General features: G+C 68.2%; 18 protein-coding genes. 10 read left to right on the top strand and 8 right to left on the bottom strand.

Annotated features, from left to right (window positions below; translation table 11 throughout):
- Positions 1-68: 68 nt before the first annotated feature.
- From HGB39_RS02825 to HGB39_RS02805, 5 genes are all read left to right on the top strand, one after another.
- On the top strand, positions 69-704 hold the full coding sequence (locus HGB39_RS02825; RefSeq protein WP_005568654.1) for a DUF2461 domain-containing protein: 636 nt from the start codon (positions 69-71) through the stop codon (positions 702-704).
- A 264-nt stretch (positions 705-968) separates the two neighbouring features.
- Entirely contained in the window at positions 969-1529 is a 561-nt protein-coding gene (locus tag HGB39_RS02820; protein WP_054246060.1) for a hypothetical protein, read from the top strand.
- A 46-nt stretch (positions 1530-1575) separates the two neighbouring features.
- Positions 1576-1962, top strand: a complete 387-nt coding sequence (locus tag HGB39_RS02815) for a hypothetical protein (RefSeq protein WP_005255557.1) — start codon at positions 1576-1578, stop codon at positions 1960-1962.
- 54 nt (positions 1963-2016) lie between these two features.
- Positions 2017-3237: a cytochrome P450 gene (locus HGB39_RS02810; RefSeq protein WP_043793782.1), complete on the top strand. Its 1221-nt coding sequence runs from the start codon at positions 2017-2019 to the stop codon at positions 3235-3237.
- Positions 3234-3812 (top strand): TetR/AcrR family transcriptional regulator, encoded by a 579-nt coding sequence (locus HGB39_RS02805; RefSeq protein WP_005574294.1) that lies wholly within the window; start codon positions 3234-3236, stop codon positions 3810-3812. The genes HGB39_RS02810 and HGB39_RS02805 overlap by 4 nt, the downstream gene beginning before the upstream one ends.
- A gap of 85 nt (positions 3813-3897) precedes the next feature.
- Here HGB39_RS02805 and HGB39_RS02800 read toward each other — a convergent pair whose 3' ends face one another.
- From HGB39_RS02800 to egtA, 5 genes are all read right to left on the bottom strand, one after another.
- Positions 3898-4383, bottom strand: a complete 486-nt coding sequence (locus HGB39_RS02800) for a hypothetical protein (RefSeq protein WP_005574296.1) — start codon at positions 4381-4383, stop codon at positions 3898-3900.
- A gap of 70 nt (positions 4384-4453) precedes the next feature.
- Positions 4454-5428, bottom strand: coding sequence for an L-histidine N(alpha)-methyltransferase (gene egtD / locus HGB39_RS02795; RefSeq protein ID WP_005574298.1), 975 nt, complete (start codon positions 5426-5428; stop codon positions 4454-4456).
- Positions 5425-6171: an ergothioneine biosynthesis protein EgtC gene (gene egtC, locus HGB39_RS02790; protein WP_037203445.1), complete on the bottom strand. Its 747-nt coding sequence runs from the start codon at positions 6169-6171 to the stop codon at positions 5425-5427. The genes egtD and egtC overlap by 4 nt, the downstream gene beginning before the upstream one ends.
- A gap of 1 nt (position 6172) precedes the next feature.
- Complete coding sequence (egtB, locus tag HGB39_RS02785) at positions 6173-7477, bottom strand: ergothioneine biosynthesis protein EgtB (RefSeq protein WP_043793786.1); 1305 nt, start codon at positions 7475-7477, stop codon at positions 6173-6175.
- Positions 7477-8691 carry an ergothioneine biosynthesis glutamate--cysteine ligase EgtA gene (gene egtA / locus HGB39_RS02780; RefSeq protein ID WP_005255517.1) on the bottom strand — a complete coding sequence of 405 codons (1215 nt, stop codon included), beginning with the start codon at positions 8689-8691 and terminating at the stop codon, positions 7477-7479. Before egtA ends, egtB begins: the two co-directional genes overlap by 1 nt.
- A gap of 146 nt (positions 8692-8837) precedes the next feature.
- Here egtA and HGB39_RS02775 point away from each other — a divergent pair, with 146 nt between their 5' ends.
- From HGB39_RS02775 to HGB39_RS02765, 3 genes are all read left to right on the top strand, one after another.
- On the top strand, positions 8838-10013 hold the full coding sequence (locus tag HGB39_RS02775) for an aminotransferase class V-fold PLP-dependent enzyme (RefSeq protein ID WP_054246061.1): 1176 nt from the start codon (positions 8838-8840) through the stop codon (positions 10011-10013).
- 40 nt (positions 10014-10053) lie between these two features.
- Entirely contained in the window at positions 10054-10458 is a 405-nt protein-coding gene (locus HGB39_RS02770; protein ID WP_005562704.1) for a PPOX class F420-dependent oxidoreductase, read from the top strand.
- Positions 10459-10593: 135 nt separating this feature from the next.
- Positions 10594-12066: an FAD-dependent oxidoreductase gene (locus tag HGB39_RS02765; RefSeq protein ID WP_007300098.1), complete on the top strand. Its 1473-nt coding sequence runs from the start codon at positions 10594-10596 to the stop codon at positions 12064-12066.
- Between the two features lie 5 nt (positions 12067-12071).
- Here the strand turns inward: HGB39_RS02765 and HGB39_RS02760 are convergent, their stop codons facing one another.
- Both HGB39_RS02760 and HGB39_RS02755 read right to left on the bottom strand, forming a co-directional pair.
- The gene (locus HGB39_RS02760; protein WP_064080169.1) at positions 12072-13322 is read right to left on the bottom strand and encodes a GAF domain-containing protein; all 1251 of its coding nucleotides are present in this window, start codon (positions 13320-13322) and stop codon (positions 12072-12074) included.
- Positions 13319-15106 carry a flavin-containing monooxygenase gene (locus tag HGB39_RS02755; protein ID WP_005569427.1) on the bottom strand — a complete coding sequence of 596 codons (1788 nt, stop codon included), beginning with the start codon at positions 15104-15106 and terminating at the stop codon, positions 13319-13321. Before HGB39_RS02755 ends, HGB39_RS02760 begins: the two co-directional genes overlap by 4 nt.
- 332 nt (positions 15107-15438) lie before the next feature.
- Between HGB39_RS02755 and HGB39_RS02745 the strand changes: the two genes are divergently transcribed.
- Both HGB39_RS02745 and pth read left to right on the top strand, forming a co-directional pair.
- Complete coding sequence (locus HGB39_RS02745) at positions 15439-16065, top strand: 50S ribosomal protein L25/general stress protein Ctc (protein ID WP_043791172.1); 627 nt, start codon at positions 15439-15441, stop codon at positions 16063-16065.
- A gap of 107 nt (positions 16066-16172) precedes the next feature.
- Positions 16173-16745, top strand: a complete 573-nt coding sequence (gene pth / locus HGB39_RS02740; RefSeq protein WP_005255495.1) for an aminoacyl-tRNA hydrolase — start codon at positions 16173-16175, stop codon at positions 16743-16745.
- 66 nt (positions 16746-16811) lie between these two features.
- On the opposite strand, the gene HGB39_RS02735 is transcribed toward pth, so the two are convergent.
- Positions 16812-18443 carry a fatty acyl-AMP ligase gene (locus HGB39_RS02735; protein WP_054247598.1) on the bottom strand — a complete coding sequence of 544 codons (1632 nt, stop codon included), beginning with the start codon at positions 18441-18443 and terminating at the stop codon, positions 16812-16814.
- Positions 18444-18453 lie beyond the last annotated feature (10 nt).

The following is an 18453-nucleotide window of genomic DNA, read 5'->3' as shown; positions in this document are numbered from 1 at the left end:
GCTTCGCACCCGTGAGTGGTTGACGAGTCCAGACACTCGTCAACCACTCACAGGCGTAGCCTTTCCCTGTGTTCACCGGGATCCCCACCGCTGCTCTCGACTTCTACGAGGACCTGGAGGCCGACAACAGCAAGAGCTTCTGGACCGCGCACAAATCCGTCTACGACGACTCCGTGCGCGCACCCATGACCGCCCTGCTCGCGGAACTCGAATCGGAGTTCGGCGCAGGCAAGGTGTTTCGCCCCTACCGCGACGTCCGGTTCTCGAAGGACAAGACGCCCTACAAGACCCATCAGGGCGGATTCGTCGAAACCCGCCCCGGCGTGGGCTACTACGTGCAGATCGACGCCGCCGGACTGTTCGTCGCGGGCGGCTTCTATTCGCATACCCCGGTCCAGGTCGGGCGTTTCCGTGACGCCGTCGACGACGACCGCAAGGGCCGCGAACTCGTCCGGCTCGTGAAGAAGGTCCGGTCGTCGGGATTCGAGATCGGCGGCGACACACTCAAGACCCGTCCCCGCGGCGTCGCCGAGGACCATCCGCGACTCGACCTGATGCGTCACAAGTCGCTCACCGCCAGCCGGAGCTACCTCTCCCCCGACTGGATCGAAACTCCCCGCGCCGCTGACGAAGTGCGCACCGCCTGGCGTTCGATGCGGCCGCTCGTCGACTGGCTGACCACCGTCATCGGTGCCGGAGAATGAAACTTACCGGTCGGGAAAACACGTGTGGCACACAGCGTTTGCGGAGCAGTTTGCGAGCATCGGCATGATCTTCGTCACGCTCGGCCGCAGAACCGCAGGTCGTACTTACGGCGATGTGACTCGCACGCTCGAATTCCCCTACTGTGGCTCGTCGTGATCGACGCGCAGACTCTCTCCGGCCCTATCGATATCGCTGCAATTCGAAACGTCCGGCGTTGGTCGCCGGGGGCGTGCGTGTGGTGCGGAGACGACAACGCAGTCGAAATGTTCCGTAACGAACCTCGCTGTGGCACTTGCCGCGAGAAGGAATCGGTCATCGACGAGGCCCGCCGCTTCCTGGGTATGTACGGTCTGCGTCCGCTCGGCGGCACGTTGCAGTCGGACGACGACGAAGAGCGTGAGCACCGGGTCAACGCCCGCGATGCGCGTCGCGAACTCAACGAGATGAAGCTCGCGGAACTCCCGGACCCGGCCGCCGTGCGCAAGGCCCTTCGTCCCCGGGCGGCCAGTGTGGTGTCGGAGCCGCGCAGCACCTCCCATTCCGGAACGTCGTCGACCACCGCGTCGACCCGCCCGAGCACGTCCCGCACGTCCGCCACGCCGCCGGTGGCACCGGTGCGCACCGACGCCGTCGACGTCGCCGCACTCGAATCCCGCGTCACTGGACTGCTCGATCAACTCTCGGCCATCGATGCCCAGATGAACCTGATCGGTGAGCCCGCCGGACTGGCCGCGCGTGCCCGGATCAGCGACCTCGAGAAGCAGCGCGCCACCGTGCTCCGCACCCTCGCGGCGCTGGAGAAGGCCCGGATCGCGGCCGGCTAGTAGGCCACCCGTTTCGGGGTGCCGCAGGGTGATACTGTCGCCCTTCGTGCAGCCCGCCTCCTCACCCACCGCGCTCGTCATCGACGCGAAGAAACCGCCGATGGGCCCGATGCTGGTGACCCCCAATGCGCGCATCAACGGGTATCCCGTGCCGCTCCGGTGGGGACACAACGAAATTCCGGCACCGCCGGGCGTGCACCACATCCAGATCTCGGTCCCGTGGATCTGGGAGCAGGGCAGGGCGCAGATCACCGTCGACAACCGGTACCATCCGGCTCCCCCGGTGTATTACGCGTCGCCGTTCAGCAGTTTCAGCAAGGGCGCCATCGACCATCGGCCGGTGAAGAATCCTGGACTGCTCGGGTTGCTGCTCATCCTCACACCGGTACTCGTCCTGATCCTCGCCGTCGTGGCGTTCGCCCTGTTCGGCTAGAGAAGTCGCAGCCGCACCATTGACACATTGTGGAATGTGTCTCACTATCGGTACATGACCGCACATGTGTCGAGCGTCTCGTTCGTGCCGAGGTCCGGGCAATCGTGGCGGGCTCCGTGGCAAATGTACGCAGACCTGCGCGACCACGACCCCGTCCATCACGTCGTCCCCGAGGGCGCACCCAGGAACGACTACTGGGTGCTGTCCCGGCACGCCGACATCTACGCGGCGGCCCGGGACGCCGAGACGTTCTCCTCCGCAGCCGGCCTCACCACGACATACGGCGAGCTGGAGAAGATCGGCCTGCAGGACAATCCGCCGCTGGTGATGCTCGACCCGCCCGACCACACCGCGTTCCGCCGCCTCGTGTCGAAGGGATTCACCCCACGGCAGGTCACCGCCGTCGAGCCGGACGTCCGGGCGTTCGTGGTGGAGCGCATCGAACGACTGCGGGAGGCAGGTGAGGGCGATGTGGTGAAGGAACTGTTCAAGCCGTTGCCGAGCATGGTCGTCGCCCACTACCTCGGTGTCCCCGAAGAAGACCGAGCGCAGTTCGACGGCTGGACCGAGGCCATCGTCGCGGCGAATGCGCAGGGCGACACGCTGCAGGCGACGGGTGCGGTCACCGATCTGATGGGCTACTTCGCCGGACTGATCGAGCGGCGGCGCACCGACCCCGGAGACGACACGATCTCACACCTCGTCGCGGGCGGAATGGGAGCCGACGGCGACGTCACCGGGCTGCTCTCCATCCTCGGTTTCGCGTTCACGATGGTCACCGGCGGCAACGACACCACCACCGGGATGCTCGGCGGCGCAGTCCAGTTGCTCACCGAGCACCGGGATCAGCGCCGCGATCTGATCGAACATCCGGAGCTCATCGGCGACGCCGTCGAGGAATTGCTGCGGCTCACGGCCCCCGTCCAGGGCCTCGCCCGCACGGTGACCCGCGACGTCGAGATCGACGGCACCGTCGTTCCCGAGGGACGGAAGGTGCTTCTGCTGTACGGCTCCGCGAACCGCGATCCGCGCCGGTTCGGACCGGATTCCGAGGTCCTGGACGTGCGTCGCAGTCCGAAGCAGATCCTCACGTTCAGCCACGGGGCCCACCACTGCCTGGGTGCGGCCGCAGCACGGATGCAGGCGCGGATCGCGCTCGAGGAACTGCTGGCCCGCTGCCCCGACTTCACCGTCGACATCGACGCCGTCGTCTACGCGGACGGCAACTACGTGCGCCGCCCGACTAGCGTCCCGTTCCGGGTGCGTGAAGCATGACCGCCGACTGGATGCGGGACGAACGCCCCCGCCTCGCCGCCGAGCGAATCCTCGACGTCGCGGCCCAGCTGTACGTCGAGAACGGCATCGCCGCCGTCGGTATGGCCGAGGTCGCCCGGGCGGCCGGATGTTCCCGTGCCACGCTGTACCGCTACTTCGACAGCAGGCAGTCGTTGCAGCTGGCGTTCGTCCACCGCGAGGCCCGGCGCATCGGCACGCTGGTCGCGGAGGAGGTGTCCGGGGTCGGCGACCCCAAGGACGTGATCGTGGAGGCAATGCTGGCCGCGATCCGGCTGGTGCGCGCCGACCCGACTCTGGCCGCCTGGTTCCAGCTCGGCGACTCCGGACTCGCCGCGCAGATCGCGCACTCGTCGGACGTCATCGAGTCGCTGGGCACCGCCTTCCTGGGGCAGGCGGGGTTCTCCGGGGAGGAGACGGTAAGGAAGGCACGGTGGCTCGTCCGGATCATCGTTTCCCTGCTCACCGTTCCGGGCGTCGACGACGCCGACGAACGCACGATGCTCGAGCAGTTCGTCGCGCCGGCGATCGCCGAGCACGACTCTGGACGCGCCTGACACCTGCCACCGCCCGGACGAACGGGACGCTCGTTCGATCTGACGCAACGAGCGTCCCGTTCGTCCGAGGCGAAATCGGCGACGGTCAGGGAACGAAGAAGTAACCCAGGCCCGGCACGATCGTGCCCGACGAGGCGCCGAGGACGGTCGCCGTCACATGCCCCGATCCCGTCGGCACGTCGACGACCGGTTCCTGTCCAGGCACCCCGAAGGAGCCCGACGGCACGGTGGCCGTCCCCGTCACGCCGGTACTGAGATTGAGCCACCGAATCGTGGTGGCAAACGCGTACGTCGTGCAGTTCGCGTTCGGGGTGAACGCCGGGCACATGCTCGTCGCGGACAACCGCACGACACCCGGCCCCGGGTTCGCACCGGTGGACGCGGCCAGCGACACCGTGGCGAACGGGAACGGGTCTCCGATGACACCGGTGAACGGAACCTGGAACGCCGTCGTCGTCACCGACACCGGATCGGGGACGGCAGAAGCGATGCCGGCGGACGCAGTCGTGAACGCCACAGCAGCGGCGCACGTGCCGACGAGCGTGCCGAGACGTCTGATCCTCGTTGCCATACTTACCCTTTCCTTGTCGCTGCATGTGAGTGGCACCGCGTGCGCGGGCACACAATGCCACTCACATGGGTCAGTTCCGCGCGGCGCACACCAGCGCGAAGCGGTCGTCGGGATCGGTCCAGGTGCGGTCGACGTCGAATCCCGCCTCCGCCAACTCCCGTCGGATGCCGTCGAGGGTGAACTTGGCGGAGATTTCCGTCCGCAGCTGCTCACCCTCGGTGAATTCCACGTCCAGATCCAGCTCGCCCACGCGGACCGACATGGCACGCTCGGCTTCGAGCCGCATCTCGATCCACTCGTTGTCGGCGTCCCACAGCGCGACGTGCCGGAACTCGTCCACCGGGAAATCGGCGTCGAGCTGTGTGTTGAGGACCCGCAGCACGTTACGGTTGAACTCGGCGGTCACCCCGGCCGCGTCGTCGTAGGCGGGGACGAGGACGGCGGGATCGGTGACCAGTCCGACCCCGAGGAGCAGGTGCTCCCCCGGCTCGAGGACGTCGGCGATCCCGGAGAGGAACTCCGCCCGCTCGGCGGGCACCATGTTTCCGAGGGTGCCACCGAGGAACGCGATCGTGCGGCGGCCACCGCGTGGCAGGTGGTGCAACGACTCGGTGAAGTCGCTGACGACGCCGCGCACGGTCAGATTCGGGAACTCCACACCGATCTGCTCCGCCGCGCTCTCGAGCGCGGACACCGACACGTCCTGCGGTACGTACGTATGGAGGCTTCCGTGCCGCGTGCCGGCGCCCAGCAGCAACCGTGTCTTCTCCGACGACCCGGATCCGAGTTCGACGAGAATCTCCGGCGCCGCGACCTCGGCGATCTCCCCCGAATACCGTCTGAGCAGTTCCCGTTCGGTACGCGTCGGGAAGTATTCAGGTAACGCGGTGATCTGTTCGAACAGCTCGCTCCCGCGGGCGTCGTAGAAGTATTTGGGAGGCAGCCATTTCGGGTTCGACGTGAGCCCGACGGTGGCGTCCTTGCGCAGAGCGGCCTTCAGCTGCTCGGGCTGCAGGTACACCTCGAGTGTCGGTGTGGTGGTCATCGTGCTCCCATCTCGAGCGGGGTGACGATCAGGTGTCCGGGGCGTGCGCTGACGAAGTGCCGGTCCGGAATCGATTGCCATGCGGGGTTGTCGTCGTAGGGTTCGGACATCAGGATGGCCCGCTCGTCGTCGACGAGCGCCGACAGCGAGTGATGCCAGGTGGTGGCCCACAGTTCGCTGCCGTTGCCCAGCAGCAGATTCAATCGCGAGTTCGGGGCCGCGGCGACGACGTCCTGCACGAGCGCACTCATCGCCTTCTCGGGGTCCTGCTCGCCGAGTGCCCGGCGCAGGAGCAGCCACAACGCGGCCGAGTCGGTCGGTGCCTCGAGTTGCAGCAGATCGCTCACGGGTAGCTCCGCGGCGAGCGCGCCGAGCGACTCCGGCCACCCGCGCACCACCCCGTTGTGGCTGAAGGCCCAGGTCTCGTCGGAGAACGGTGCACAGGCCGTGTGCTGCACGGGCATCCCGACCGTCGCCGACCGAGCGGCGGCCATCACCGCGCGGGAGCGGATGTTCGGCAACGTCTCTCGCACGACGGGGTCGGACCACAGCGGCTGAGCACTGCGGTAGCGGGAGAAGCCGTCCGTTCCCCACCACCCCACACCGAATCCGTCGGCGTTGATGGTTCCGCCACCCCTCATGTCGTGTGGCGCGTAGGACTGGCGCAGTAGCGAGTTCTCGCCGCGACTCAGGAGGTCGCCCACCGACTGTTCCGGTCCCAGATAGCCCAGGTGTCGGCACATCTCAGCGGTCGTCTCCCGGAAGGTCCCGGGCACAGCGGAATCCGGAGAAGATCTGCCTGCGGATCGGGTGGTCCCAGTTGCGGAACGTCCCACGGCATGCCACCGGATCGGTGCCGAACGAACCGCCGCGCAGCACGCGGTAGTCGCCGCCGTAGAACACCTCCGAGTACTCGCGGTACGGGAATGCCGAGAAACCGGGATAGGGCTCGAAGGGCGACGACGTCCACTCCCACACGTCGCCGATCAGTTGATGGACGCCGAGCGGGGACGCCCCCGACGGGTATGCCCCGACCACCGCGGGTCCGAGGTGGTGCTGCCCGAGGTTGGCCAGCGAGGCGTCGGGTTCGTCGTCACCCCAGGGGAATCGGCGCGACCGGTCGGTGAACGGGTCCCATCGCGCGGCCTTCTCCCATTCGGCTTCGGTCGGAAGTCTCTTGCCGTCCCAGCGCGCGAACGCCTCGGCCTCGAAGAAGCAGACGTGCACGACCGGTTCCTGGAGATGGATCGGCTCGGTCACCCCGAACCGCCGTCGCCACCACGTTCCGCAGCCGTCGTTCTCCCAGAACTGGGGAGCGTCCAGCCCCGCTTCGAGGCGGTGCGCCCATCCCCGCTCACTCCACAATTCGGGACGTGCGTAACCACCGTCGTCCATGAACTCGAGGTAGCGGCCGTTGGTGACGGGGACGGCGTCGATCACGAACGCCGGGACGTGCACGGGGTGCGCGGACCTCTCGTTGTCGAGTGCCCACGGATCGTCCGACGTCCCCATCGTGAATTCGCCGGAGGGAATGACCACTTCGTCCTCGTCCATCGCCCCGCCGACACGCGGCGCGCTCTCCGCGGCCAGTACTGCTGCACCGGTGCGCAGTTGATGGGTGGCGAGCATCGTTTCGGCGTGCTGCTGCTCGTGCTGCGCGATCATGCCGAATGCGAATCCGTTCTCCTCGAGCGGCCGGCCCCGGAACGTGCTGCGGTCGAGCACGTCCCACGCCTTGTCTCGAACAGTTCGTATGTATTCCCTCGCCTCGTCCGGGTTCAGCAGCGGCAGGGACGGCCGGGAGTTCCTCGAATGTTTGAATGCGTCGTACAACTCGTCGATATCGCGGCGGACCGGTTCCCGGCCCCCGACATCCCGCACGAGCCACAACTCTTCCTGATTGCCGATGTGCGCGAGATCCCACACGAGCGGGCTCATCAACGGCGAATGCTGCGCGACGAGGTCTTCCCCGTCCACACAGTCCGTCAACCCGGCGGTGCGCTCCCGCGCCCGTGTCAACACCGTCTCGATCTTCTCGCGGGTACCCATCAGCGTTCCCCGCTCGGTGCCTGGCCCCGGCAACATCGCTCGGCGGCGGCATCGAGCAGTCTGACGAATTCGGGGTCGGGCGAGTACGCCGCCGCCAGCGACAGCAGAGATGTTGCCGCAGCGCGCAGTTCGAGGTCGGCCAGACCGAACTCGGCCGCGTCCCGCCAGCGTTCGGCGGTGGGCAGCGCCGCGTCGAGCGCCTCGGTCATGGCACCCGGACCCGACAGCAGCGCGTCGATCGCCGCGATGGGAACCCGCCACTGGTCACCCGGTTGCGCGTCGAGGTAGCGCACCTCGAGATGACCGGCCGCACGAACGGGCGGAAACAGGGTGGTGAGATGGTAGTCGAGGTCGGCGGGCATCGGGCGTCCGATCACGTCGTCCAGCGCGCCCTCGACCCAGTCGGCGAAAGTTGCACCGTCGGGCGCAGTCCAGTCCGTTCCGTCGTTACGGATGCACAGCAGCGGCACGTCCAGTACCCACCCCGCATAGTCCGCGATGTGCGGGGTTCCGGTGGTGCGCGGCGAATCGAGTTCGAGCCACGTTCGCATCCGCTGCGATGCCCATTGCCCGTCGGGTCCCCCGTAGAGCCGCGGCGAACACGCGAAGGCCGCGATCAATGCAGGACCGATGGCATGGAGCAGGTGCCACCGCTTCTCCACCGCAACCGGATCGGCCCCGGCGTCCACGCTGATCTGCGTTGCGGCGGTGTTGCACATCATCAGTTTCCCGAAGGGCCCGATGCCGGTGAAGTGGGATTCCATCGCGCAGTACCGCGGCGATTGGAGGAGACGCTGCGCGGGCCGGCGGGTGTCCGCGGCCTCGGACGACATGAGGATCGATTGGGACGACAACAGGTCCGCGAGAACCGCCTGATCGGCGGCGAGATAGTCGCACAATTCGCGTGCGGAGTAATAGGGGGCGCTGGACAGTTCGATCTGTCCGCCGGGTTCGACCGTGACGACGCTGCCACCGGGAAGGGGCTGAGCAGGAGAAGAGGGATCGATGGTTCTGGGAGTGTGCGGCCCGAGAGCTTCAGCGAGAGCGGCGAGGTCGGGGCGCACGTTTTCCGGCAGTTGCGCGGTCAGCCACTCCAATTCCGCGCCGATCAGCTGCGGCGGCCCAAGTTTGAAACACACACCACCCAGGTACGCCTCCGCCGCCGGCCGCGACGTGAAACACGTTGCCTCGACGGACTGAACTGCAGTAGCCATTCGACCCTCCCCTTCGGGCGCCGCCTGAACGTCGTTATCGACATTAGAGCGCCTCGGCCGTCGATGCACGCCCCAACGGCATACTTTTGGAGGAACCTGCACAGGTACGTTCGAGTCCATTCACCGCGAAAAGGGAGGTATCGGACATGCTCGACCTCGAGCAGGCGCGACGGGACACCCCGGGCTGCCTCGACAAGGTGTTCCTCGACAGCGCGGGCTCCTCGCTTCCGCCGACCCCGGTCCTGGACGCCGTGTTCGCGCACCTGCGCCGGGAAGCCGACGTGGGCGGCTACGTCGCGGCCGCCGAACGGGCCGACGATCTCGCCGCCGTCAAGTCGTCCCTGGGCCGGCTGATCGGGGCGAGCGCCGACGGCATCGCCCTGGTGGACAGTGCCACCACCGCCTGGAACGACTTCTTCCATGCCGTCCCGCTCCGGGCCGGTGACCGAGTGCTGATCTCGGAGGTCGAGTACGCCAGCAACGCCATCGCCGTCCTGCAACGGGCCCGGTCCGTGGGCGCGACGGTCGACGTGATCCCCAGCGACCCGGCGGGCCAGATCGACGTGGCCGCCCTCGAGACGCTTCTCGACGACCGGGTCCGTCTCGTGTCCCTCGTGCACGTGCCCACCAACGGCGGTCTGGTCAACCCCGTCCGCGAGGTGACGGAGCTGGCACATTCGCACGGCGCGCTCGTGCTGCTCGACGCGTGCCAGTCGGTCGGTCAGATCGCGCTCGACGTGGGCGAACTGGGCGTCGACGCGCTCTCCGCCACGGGCCGCAAATGGCTTCGTGCACCGCGGGGCACCGGCTTCCTGTACGTCCGGCCGGAACTGGCCGCGACGCTCGAGCCGGCCGCCCTCGACCTGCACAGCGCGGAGTGGACCGCAGCCGATGCGTACCGGCTCGCCACCGACGCCAGCCGGTTCGAATTCTGGGAATGCGACGTCGCCGCGCGCCTCGGACTCGGAGTGGCGGCCGACTATCTCCTCGACCTCGGGGTGGACGAGGTCGCGGTGGCCGTTGCTGCCGGGGCGGAGCACCTCCGGTCGGGGCTCGCGGCGATCCCCGGTGTCACCGTGCGCGACCTCGGCGCCCGCCGCTGCGGAATCGTCTCGTTCACCGTCGACGGGTTCGATCCCGGCGACGTCCGGAAACAGCTGGCCGCCCGCAACGTCACGGTCACGGCCAGCCTGCGTGGATCGACGCTGCTGGACATGAGCGCCCGCGGACTGGACGCCGTGGTGCGGGCGTCGCCGCACTACTTCTGCTCCCCCGACGACCTCGACCGGTTCCTCGCGGAGGTGCGGACACTCGCGAACTAGGGCAGTACGCTGGAACTCACCCGAATATCAGGACTTCGCGATGACGGACCAGGGATCACCGGCGCTGCCGCGCTTCGCCGCGGAGAAGGTCGTGCAGTTGCAGACGCGCAGACGCGACGGCTCGTGGGTGGACACTCCGGTCAACTTCGCCGTGCAGGGCGATCGGGCATACTTCCGGACCCCGGGACGGGCGTCCAAGAACAAGCGGCTACGCAATTTTCCCGACGTCCGGATCCGCCCGTGCACGTGGTCCGGCAAGCCGACGGGTCCGCCGGCGCAGGCCACGGCGCGACTGCTGTCCGGTGAGGAGGCGCGGGCCGCGGGCGCCCTGATCGACGAGAAGTATCCCGTGGTGCAGCGGATCGGGGTGCATCTCGCGCACCGGCTGGCACGCACGTCGACGCTGCACTACGAGCTGTCCGGCGTGACGGACCTGCCCGGATAGCCGGGCGCTCGCCGACCTCCGAGCGCGGCGTCCCACTGACCGGGAGATCCACCGAATCGGGTTTTGGAACAGGTTACAGTTTGAGGGTAACCCACGTCACACTTCGCCTGTGACCGCCCGAGAGGACTTCCACCCATGGTCGACGCCACACCGATCCGCCCCCGGTCCGCAGCAACGGTCACCGAGTGGGACTACGAGGCCGATGTCGTGGTCGCGGGTTACGGCATCGCCGGTGTGTCCGCCTCCATCGAGGCGGCGCGCGCCGGCGCCGACGTCCTGGTCCTCGAACGCACCAGCGGCTGGGGCGGTGCCGCCGCTCTCGCGGGCGGCTTCATCTACCTCGGCGGAGGCACGCCGTTGCAGAAGGCGTGCGGGTTCGACGACTCGCCCGAGAACATGAAGACGTTCATGATGGCGGCCCTCGGCCCGGGTGCCGACGAGGAGAAGATCACCGACTACTGCGAGGGCAGCGTCGAACACTACAACTGGCTCGTCAACTGTGGTGTCCCGTTCAAGGAGAGCTTCTGGGGCGAACCCGGCTGGGAGCCCCCGTTCGACGACGGACTCATGTACTCCGGCGGCGAGAACGCGGCACCCTTCAACGAGATCGCGACTCCCGCACCGCGCGGCCACGTTCCGCAGATGGACGGCAAGCGGACCGGCGAGAAGGGCGGTGGCTACATGCTGATGAAGCCGCTCGTCGAGACCGCCGAAAAGCTCGGGGTCCGAGCCGAATACGACATGCGCGTCCAGACGCTCGTCACGGACGACACCGGTCGCGTCGTCGGGATCGTCGCCAAGCAGTACGGCAAGGAGGTGGCCGTGCGGGCGCGCCGCGGCGTCGTCCTCGCCACCGGCAGCTTCGCCTACAACGACAAGATGATCGAGGCCCACGCGCCGCGGCTCATCGGCCGCCCCGGCGCCGCCATCGAGGAGCACGACGGACGGTCGATCCTCATGGCGCAGGCCCTCGGCGCCGATCTCGCCCACATGGACGCCACCGAGGTCGCGTTCGTCTGCGACCCCCAGTTGATCGTCCGCGGCATCCTGGTCAACGGCCGGGGGCAGCGCTACGTGCCGGAGGACACGTACTCCGGGCGGATCGGCCAGATGACCCTGTTCCACCAGGACAACCAGGCGTTCCTCATCATCGACGAGGCGTCCTACGAGGAGGGGGCGGCCGCCACCACGGCCACGCCGTTCCTGCGCGTCCAACCGAAGTGGGCGGCGGAGACCGTCGAGGAACTCGAATCGGACATGGGTTTGCCCGCCGGCGCACTGCAGTCGACCGTCGAGGTCTACAACACGCACGCCGCCGAAGGATCGGACCCGCTGCTGCACAAGAAATCCGAGTGGGTGAAGCCGATCGGCACCCCCGTCGCGGCACTCGACCTGCGCGGGTTCACCCTCGGCTTCACGCTCGGCGGCCTGCGGACGACCGTGAACTCCGAGGTACTGCACGTCTCCGGCGAACCGATTCCCGGCCTCTTCGCGGCGGGACGGTGCACGTCCGGTGTGTGCGCCGGCGGCTACGCCAGCGGCACCTCCCTCGGCGACGGCAGCTTCTACGGCCGCCGCGCCGGGATCAGTGCGGCGACGCGCGCCTGACCGGACTACCCGACGAGCCGGACCGTCACGCCGGCCGCGAACCGGTAGGGCTGGGTGCTCAGGACCGCGCCGAGACTCTTGCGCAGACGCGAGACCTCGGCGCGGACCGCCACCACGTGGTCGCGGTCGCCGAACAACGATTCGCTGAGCGAGGCCGCGTCGACGCCCGCCGGTCCCGCGACCGACAGCACCCGCAGGATCTGGGCGTGCCGGGGTGAGAGCGGCCGCGTCCAGTTGACGTCGCCCCGGACCGTCACGTGCGGCGCGTCCCCGAGGTCGAGTTCCAGTTCGATGGCTGCCCCGTCGACGCGCCTGCGCACCAGCCAGCCGTCGCCGAGCGGTTCGGGCACGCACAGCCCGAGCCCCGGGACGAGCAGTGGCCGGTCCAGGCTCGGCGGCGCAACCCGCTCCGGCGCCGCGATGCCACTCGCCTCCGCGACCCACCCGTGCTTGTCGACGACCAGCGCCGGACCGCCCGCCGACGCGAGCAGCGGTGCCGCCCGGCCGCGCAACTTGTCCAGTTGCGCCGTGTGCTCGCGCCACAGTGTCGCCTCGGCCAGACGCACGGCGGTGCGGACGAGCGCGACCGTGGTCGGGTGAATCGACATCGCCGACCCACTGATGTCGACGACGCCGAGGATCTCACCGGTGCGCGGATCGTGCACCGGCGACCCTGTGCACGACCAGCCGTGATGCGAGGGCGCATAGTGCTCGGCCGAGAACAGTTGCACCGCAGCATCTTCGATCAGCGCCGTGCCGATCGCATTGGTCCCGACCGCCTGCTCCGCCCAGCGAGCACCCTCCGTGAACCCCAGGGCGTCGGCCGCCTTCCGGACCCCGCGGGATCCTTCCCGCCACAACAGGACACCGTCGGCGTCGGCGATGACCACGATGAAGTTCGCATCGTCCGCGACCTGCGTCAGCGTGCTGCGCAGTTCCGGGAGCACCGTGCGCAGCGCCGTCCGGGTACGCCGCGCCTCGATCTCGGAGAAGTCGGCGGGCTCCACGTCCGCGCAGTGGTCCGGGCTCACACCGCCCGCCTGCAGTCGGGACCACGACCGCGCCACCACGTCCCGGGGCAGCGCGGGCGGCTGCTCCCCGGACAGCACGGCGTCGTGCACCCGGCTGAGCAGCCGGGCATGTCGCGGCAGATCCACACCGGTTGCCACTGCGGTCAGCCGGTCTGCGGTCGGACGTTCAGCGCTCACAACGCCGAGGCTACCCCCGGCGTTGTGAGCCACACCACTGTCCGTCATCGGATCGGCTGCAACCCTTCCTCCTGGGCCTTGATCTGGAAGGCCAGATACTTCGAGTAGTGCCGGGACTGATGCAGGTTGCCGGCCATGAACCAGAAACCCGGATGACCGGACCGGCGCCACACCGTGCGCAGCTCGCCCTCGTCGTCGAGGCCCCACACGTCCTGGCAGCGGTCCGCGACGGCGTCGCCGAGGAACTTGCGGGCGCTCTCACGCATGTTCTTGTATCCGGTCGCGAGAACCACCACGTCCACCGGCATCTCGGTGCCGTCGGCGAACACAACCCCGTCCGGGGTGAAGTGATCGATCTCGGTTCCCTGCTTCACCGTCACCTCGCCGCTCGCGATCAGCTCGGATGCGCCGACGTCGATGTAGTAGCCGCCGCCGCGTCGCAGGTACTTCATGAACAGGCCGCTGCCGTCCTCGCCGAAATCGACCTTGAATCCGGCCTTCCGCAGACCGTCGAGCATCTCCGCGTCCTTCTCTGCAATGGCCTCCGTCGCCCCGGCGTGAATTCCCGCGAGCAACGGGTACGGCAGCGACGCGAAGATCAGGTCGGCGTCCTGCACCGCGGGCCCGCCCTCCTCGTACACGCCGCCGAACAGTCCGGGGATGCCGTGCTTGCTGCTCATCACATACGTGGACGAGCGCTGCAGGATGGTCACGTCCGCACCCTGCTCGTTGAGTTCCTGGGCGATGTCGTGGCCCGAGTTGCAGCAGCCGACGACGAGGGCCTTCTTGCCCTGCATCTCCCGGCCGCCGACGAACCAACTCGAATGCTCGATGGTTCCCTCGAACGTGTCGGCACCAGCGATCCGCGGAATGTTCGGCACCCCACTCATTCCCGTGGCGAGGACGACGTGCCGGGGGTGCAGCGTGCGGGTGGAGCCGTCGTCGCGGGCGACGGTCACGGTCCATTCGCCGGTGGCGTCGTCATAGCTGCCGCCGGTGAACTCGGTTCCCGTCCACACGTTGAGTTCCATTGCGTCGGCGTAGAACTCGAACCAGTTCGCGAGCTTGTCCTTGGGCGTGAACACCGGCCAGTGGTCGGGGAAGTTCAAGTACGGCAGGTGGTCGTACCAGACCGGGTCGTGCAGGACCAGCGAGTGGTAGCGCTTGCGCCAGCTGTCACCGATCCGGTCGTTTCGCTCCACCAGCAGGGTGTCGACTCCGAGCTGTCCCAGACGGGCCGCGAGGGCAAGACCACCCTGGCCGGCGCCGACGATCACGACGGCCGGCTGCTCGGTCTCGAACTCACCCTTGACGGTTCGCCGGTCGAGCCAGTTGATCTTGCCGCGGTGGGCGCCGTGATTCGTGCCCTGAACCCGCCGATGCCCCTTCTTCTCCTCGTGACCCTTGATCTCCTCCATCGCGCTGATCAACGTCCAGGCACGCCACTCGCCGTCGTCGTCGCGCCTCAGCCGAACGAAACCGCGGCTGCGGGCCAGGGTCGTCTCGAACGTGAAGAAGGCCTGTATCCAGTCACCCTCGGGATCGGCCACCGCCTCGGCGGGGTGCGCGGGTGACAGGACGAGGTGGCGCGGCTCGTGCACCGGAACCGAATCCGCGAGGCGCGACTCGATGTCCGCGCGACCGTGCGTGGTGTGCAGATCCCAGGTGAACGACAGCAGGTCGCGCCACCAACCGTCGACCAGGAAGTGCTGGGCGGCCCCGCGCACGTCGCTTCGTTCGAGGGCGGCACCGAATCCGGCCAGCCAGCGCCGGGCGATGTCACCCGGCTGCGGAATGGCGGTGTCGACGGGTGCGTCGAGTGTGGCGGTCATGATGTCCTCCGTCGTCGGGAATCGAGAAGTTCGATACCTCTGTGATACGGGTCACAAGGACGGGGCGGCAGCGTTGCATCGGATTGCACCGTCCCCACCTCGGCGCCGCGCAGCCGCCCGAGACACCCGATTAGCAGGTCAACAGGCCATCCGGTAGAGTTCCATAAGTTGTCTCGGCGAGGGTGAACCAGAAGTTCCCATTGACTGGCTCACCGTGATCGACGCGGCGACGGCTCTGCTCGAGCGTTTCGCTCCTGGCCGTCGCGTGTTCGTCCCTCGTCGACTCGAACCGCCCGCCAGTTACCACCGTGAGTTGTAGGAGCCGTTTCACCATGTCTGACGAAAATCGCCTCGTAGCCGCCGTGCGCACCGAGTTCGGCAAGGGTGCCGCCCGCCGCGCGCGCCGCGACGGCCAGGTCCCCGCAGTCCTGTACGGCCACGGTGAGGACCCCCGCCACCTGAACGTCCCGTCCCGCGACTTCGCCGCCATCCTGCGCGCGCACGGCACCAACGCCATCCTGACCCTCGACATCGAGGGCAAGGAGCAGGTCGCGCTCACCAAGTCGGTCGTGGTTCACCCGATCCGCAACTACATCGAGCACGCCGACCTCCTCGTCATCAAGAAGGGCGAGAAGGTCACCGTCGACGTTCCCGTCGTCGTCACCGGTGAGGCCGCTGCCGGCACCCTGGTCGCGCAGGACGCCGCCACCATCTCCCTCGAAGCGGACGCGCTGCACATCCCCGAGCAGATCGAGATCTCGGTCGAGGGCCTCGAGGTCGGCACCCAGATCCTGGCCAACCAGCTCGAGCTGCCCAAGGGTTCCACCCTGCAGGCCGACGAGGAACTGCTCATCGTCAACGTCGTCGCAGCCCCGACCGCTGCCGACCTCGAAGAGGAGACCGGCGAAGCCGCGGCCGAGCCCGCCGAGACTCCGGCCGAAGAGGGCGCCGAGAGCTGATCCTCTCGCAACCGCACTGATGTCGGCGGCGCGTCGTCCCGGATTGTCCGGGGTGACGCGCCGCTGTCGTCTGACACGACCCCCTCACGCATGGAAGGACCCTGTCGGTGAGTGAAGACACCGCCCTGGTGGTGGGTCTGGGCAACCCCGGACCGCAATACGAGAAGACCCGGCACAACGTCGGCTTCATGGTGGCCGGCGTGCTGTCCGCTCGCATGGGTGGCAAGTTCAGCGCGCACAAGAAGAGCGGCGCCGAGATCGTTCAGGGGCGACTCGAGGGACGTCCGACGATCCTCGCCAAACCGCGGTCGTTCATGAACCTGTCCGGTTCCGCCGTCGCCGGGCTGGCCCGGTTCTTCTCCGTCGATCCGGGCAACATCGTGGTCATCCACGACGAACTCGACCTCGACTTCGGGACCATTCGACTCAAGCAGGGCGGCGGCGAGGGCGGGCACAACGGCCTGCGGTCCATCTCGAGCGCGCTCGGCACCAAGGAGTACCTGCGCACCCGTGTCGGGATCGGTCGTCCCCCCGGACGGATGGATCCGGCGTCGTACGTGCTGAAGCCGTTCTCCTCGGCGGAACGCAAGGAACTCGACCTCGTCTGCGAAGAATCCGCGGACGCCGTCGAGCTGGTCCTGCGCGTCGGGCTCGAGGCTGCGCAGAACCGCCTGCATTAGGCGCTCCGCGCCCGTGCGCCTATCTGGTTCTCCCAGCTACCAAAAAGGCGCACGGGCGCGGAGCGCCTAGTGGACCAGATTCGCCGACGTGGCGCGGCGGAGTTTGCCCGACGACGTCTTGGGAATGCTGCCGGGCCCGAGGACGGCGACCGTGCGCGGTCGTACGCCGACCTCGGAGAACACGGCGTGCACGACCTCGTGCTCGATGCGCTTGACCACTTCGGGGTCCTGATAGTCGTTGGTCTCCACCGCGACGGCGAAACTTTCCCGCTTCTGCCCCGCGTCGAGGCGGACGGCCACCGCGTTGCCGGGACGCACTCCGGCGACGGTGCCGGCGGCCCGCTCGATGTCCGTCGGGTAGATGTTGCGGCCACCCATGATGATGACGTCCTTGACGCGGCCGCACACGACGACGAGGCCTTCTTCAGTGAAGTAGCCGACGTCGCCGGTGTTCAGCCAGCCGTCCGCGTCCTGCGCGGGCTTGTGTCCGTCGACCGTGATGTATCCGGGGGTGACCGCCTTGCCGCGGACCTCGATGATGCCGACACCGCGGGTCGGGAGCAGCTCCCCCTCGCTGTCGACGACGCGTCCCTCCAGGTTCGGCACCATCTTTCCGAGGGTGGCGAGGGCACGCGCGTTCGGCTTGCTCGACGGGACAGCGCGCTGCATCGCCTCGAGGAGATCCGGGTCGACGAGGTCGAGGACCTGGCCCTGATCCGGATCCGGGATGGAGACGGCGAGGGTGGTCTCGGCCATGCCGTAGACGGGGGCGAGTGCGGACGGGTTCAGGCCGAAGCGGGCGCCCGCCTCGGCGAGCTTGGTCATCGTCTCGGGGTCGACGGGCTCGGCGCCGTTCCACATGTACCGGACGGTGCTCAGGTCGACGGCGCCGTCCTCCGCCTGCTTGAGGCGGCGGGCGAGCAGCGAGTACGCGAAGTTGGGGGCGGCTGTGACGGTGCCCTTGTACTTCCCCATCAGTTCCGCCCACAGCAGCGGCGTGCGGAGGAAGTCCATCGGGGTGATGCTCACGACCTCCGCGCCGACCTGCATCGGCACGCTCAGGAACCCGACCATCCCCATGTCGTGGAACAGGGGCAGCCAGCTGATCATCACATCGTCCTCGATGGAGAACTTGATGCGGTCGATCATGGCGTACGCGTTGGTGTAGAAGTTCTCGTGCGTGATCTGCACGGCCTTGGGGGAACCGGTGGAACCGGACGTGAGCTGCTGCAGCGCGATGTCGCTCTCGAACGTCTCGACCGGGTCGATAGCCGTGCCCTCGTTCAGCTCGGCCACCGTCACCACGGTGATGCCGCGCTCCTCCAGCAGCGGCTTGGCGGCGTCGAACGGCGCACCGAGGATGACGGCCTTCGCCTGAATCATGTTGATGACGGTCTCGGTGTCCTTGGCCCACACGGCCAGGTCGGTGCGCGGCGTCGGCTGATGCAACATGGTCACGGACGCGCCCCGCATCCAGGTGCCCTGGCAGGAGGGTGCGATGTCGACGGGCTGACCGGCGAGGATGCCGATGGCGTCGCCGTGTCCGATACCCGCCTCGGCGAGTGCGCCCGCCATGCGGCGCGCGGCCTTGTGGATCTCGCCCCACGGCTGCCGCAGCGGCGCGTCGGGCTCACCCGTGTTGAGACCACGGGTGCTACTCGCCGCGGTCGCGTACATCTCGTCGGTGAATTTGCTCACAGTCTTCCTC

The organism is Rhodococcus opacus, from assembly GCF_012396235.1.
GTDB lineage: Bacteria > Actinomycetota > Actinomycetes > Mycobacteriales > Mycobacteriaceae > Rhodococcus_F > Rhodococcus_F opacus.
This window is presented reverse-complemented; position numbering and strand designations above follow the sequence as displayed.

What these genes read in the sequence shown, in the direction of transcription:
- HGB39_RS02755 (WP_005569427.1), bottom strand. Translation starts at nt 15,106, where the DNA reads ATGACCGCCACACTCGACGCACCCGTCGACACCGCCATTCCGCAGCCG.
- HGB39_RS02800 (WP_005574296.1), bottom strand. Translation starts at nt 4,383, where the DNA reads ATGGCAACGAGGATCAGACGTCTCGGCACGCTCGTCGGCACGTGCGCC.
- egtA (WP_005255517.1), bottom strand. Translation starts at nt 8,691, where the DNA reads ATGGCTACTGCAGTTCAGTCCGTCGAGGCAACGTGTTTCACGTCGCGG.
- egtC (WP_037203445.1), bottom strand. Translation starts at nt 6,171, where the DNA reads ATGTGCCGACACCTGGGCTATCTGGGACCGGAACAGTCGGTGGGCGAC.
- HGB39_RS02770 (WP_005562704.1), top strand. Translation starts at nt 10,054, where the DNA reads ATGACGGACCAGGGATCACCGGCGCTGCCGCGCTTCGCCGCGGAGAAG.
- egtB (WP_043793786.1), bottom strand. Translation starts at nt 7,477, where the DNA reads ATGGGTACCCGCGAGAAGATCGAGACGGTGTTGACACGGGCGCGGGAG.
- egtD (WP_005574298.1), bottom strand. Translation starts at nt 5,428, where the DNA reads ATGACCACCACACCGACACTCGAGGTGTACCTGCAGCCCGAGCAGCTG.
- HGB39_RS02775 (WP_054246061.1), top strand. Translation starts at nt 8,838, where the DNA reads ATGCTCGACCTCGAGCAGGCGCGACGGGACACCCCGGGCTGCCTCGAC.
- HGB39_RS02745 (WP_043791172.1), top strand. Translation starts at nt 15,439, where the DNA reads ATGTCTGACGAAAATCGCCTCGTAGCCGCCGTGCGCACCGAGTTCGGC.
- HGB39_RS02805 (WP_005574294.1), top strand. Translation starts at nt 3,234, where the DNA reads ATGACCGCCGACTGGATGCGGGACGAACGCCCCCGCCTCGCCGCCGAG.
- HGB39_RS02765 (WP_007300098.1), top strand. Translation starts at nt 10,594, where the DNA reads ATGGTCGACGCCACACCGATCCGCCCCCGGTCCGCAGCAACGGTCACC.
- HGB39_RS02820 (WP_054246060.1), top strand. Translation starts at nt 969, where the DNA reads ATGTTCCGTAACGAACCTCGCTGTGGCACTTGCCGCGAGAAGGAATCG.
- HGB39_RS02760 (WP_064080169.1), bottom strand. Translation starts at nt 13,322, where the DNA reads ATGACGGACAGTGGTGTGGCTCACAACGCCGGGGGTAGCCTCGGCGTT.
- HGB39_RS02810 (WP_043793782.1), top strand. Translation starts at nt 2,017, where the DNA reads ATGACCGCACATGTGTCGAGCGTCTCGTTCGTGCCGAGGTCCGGGCAA.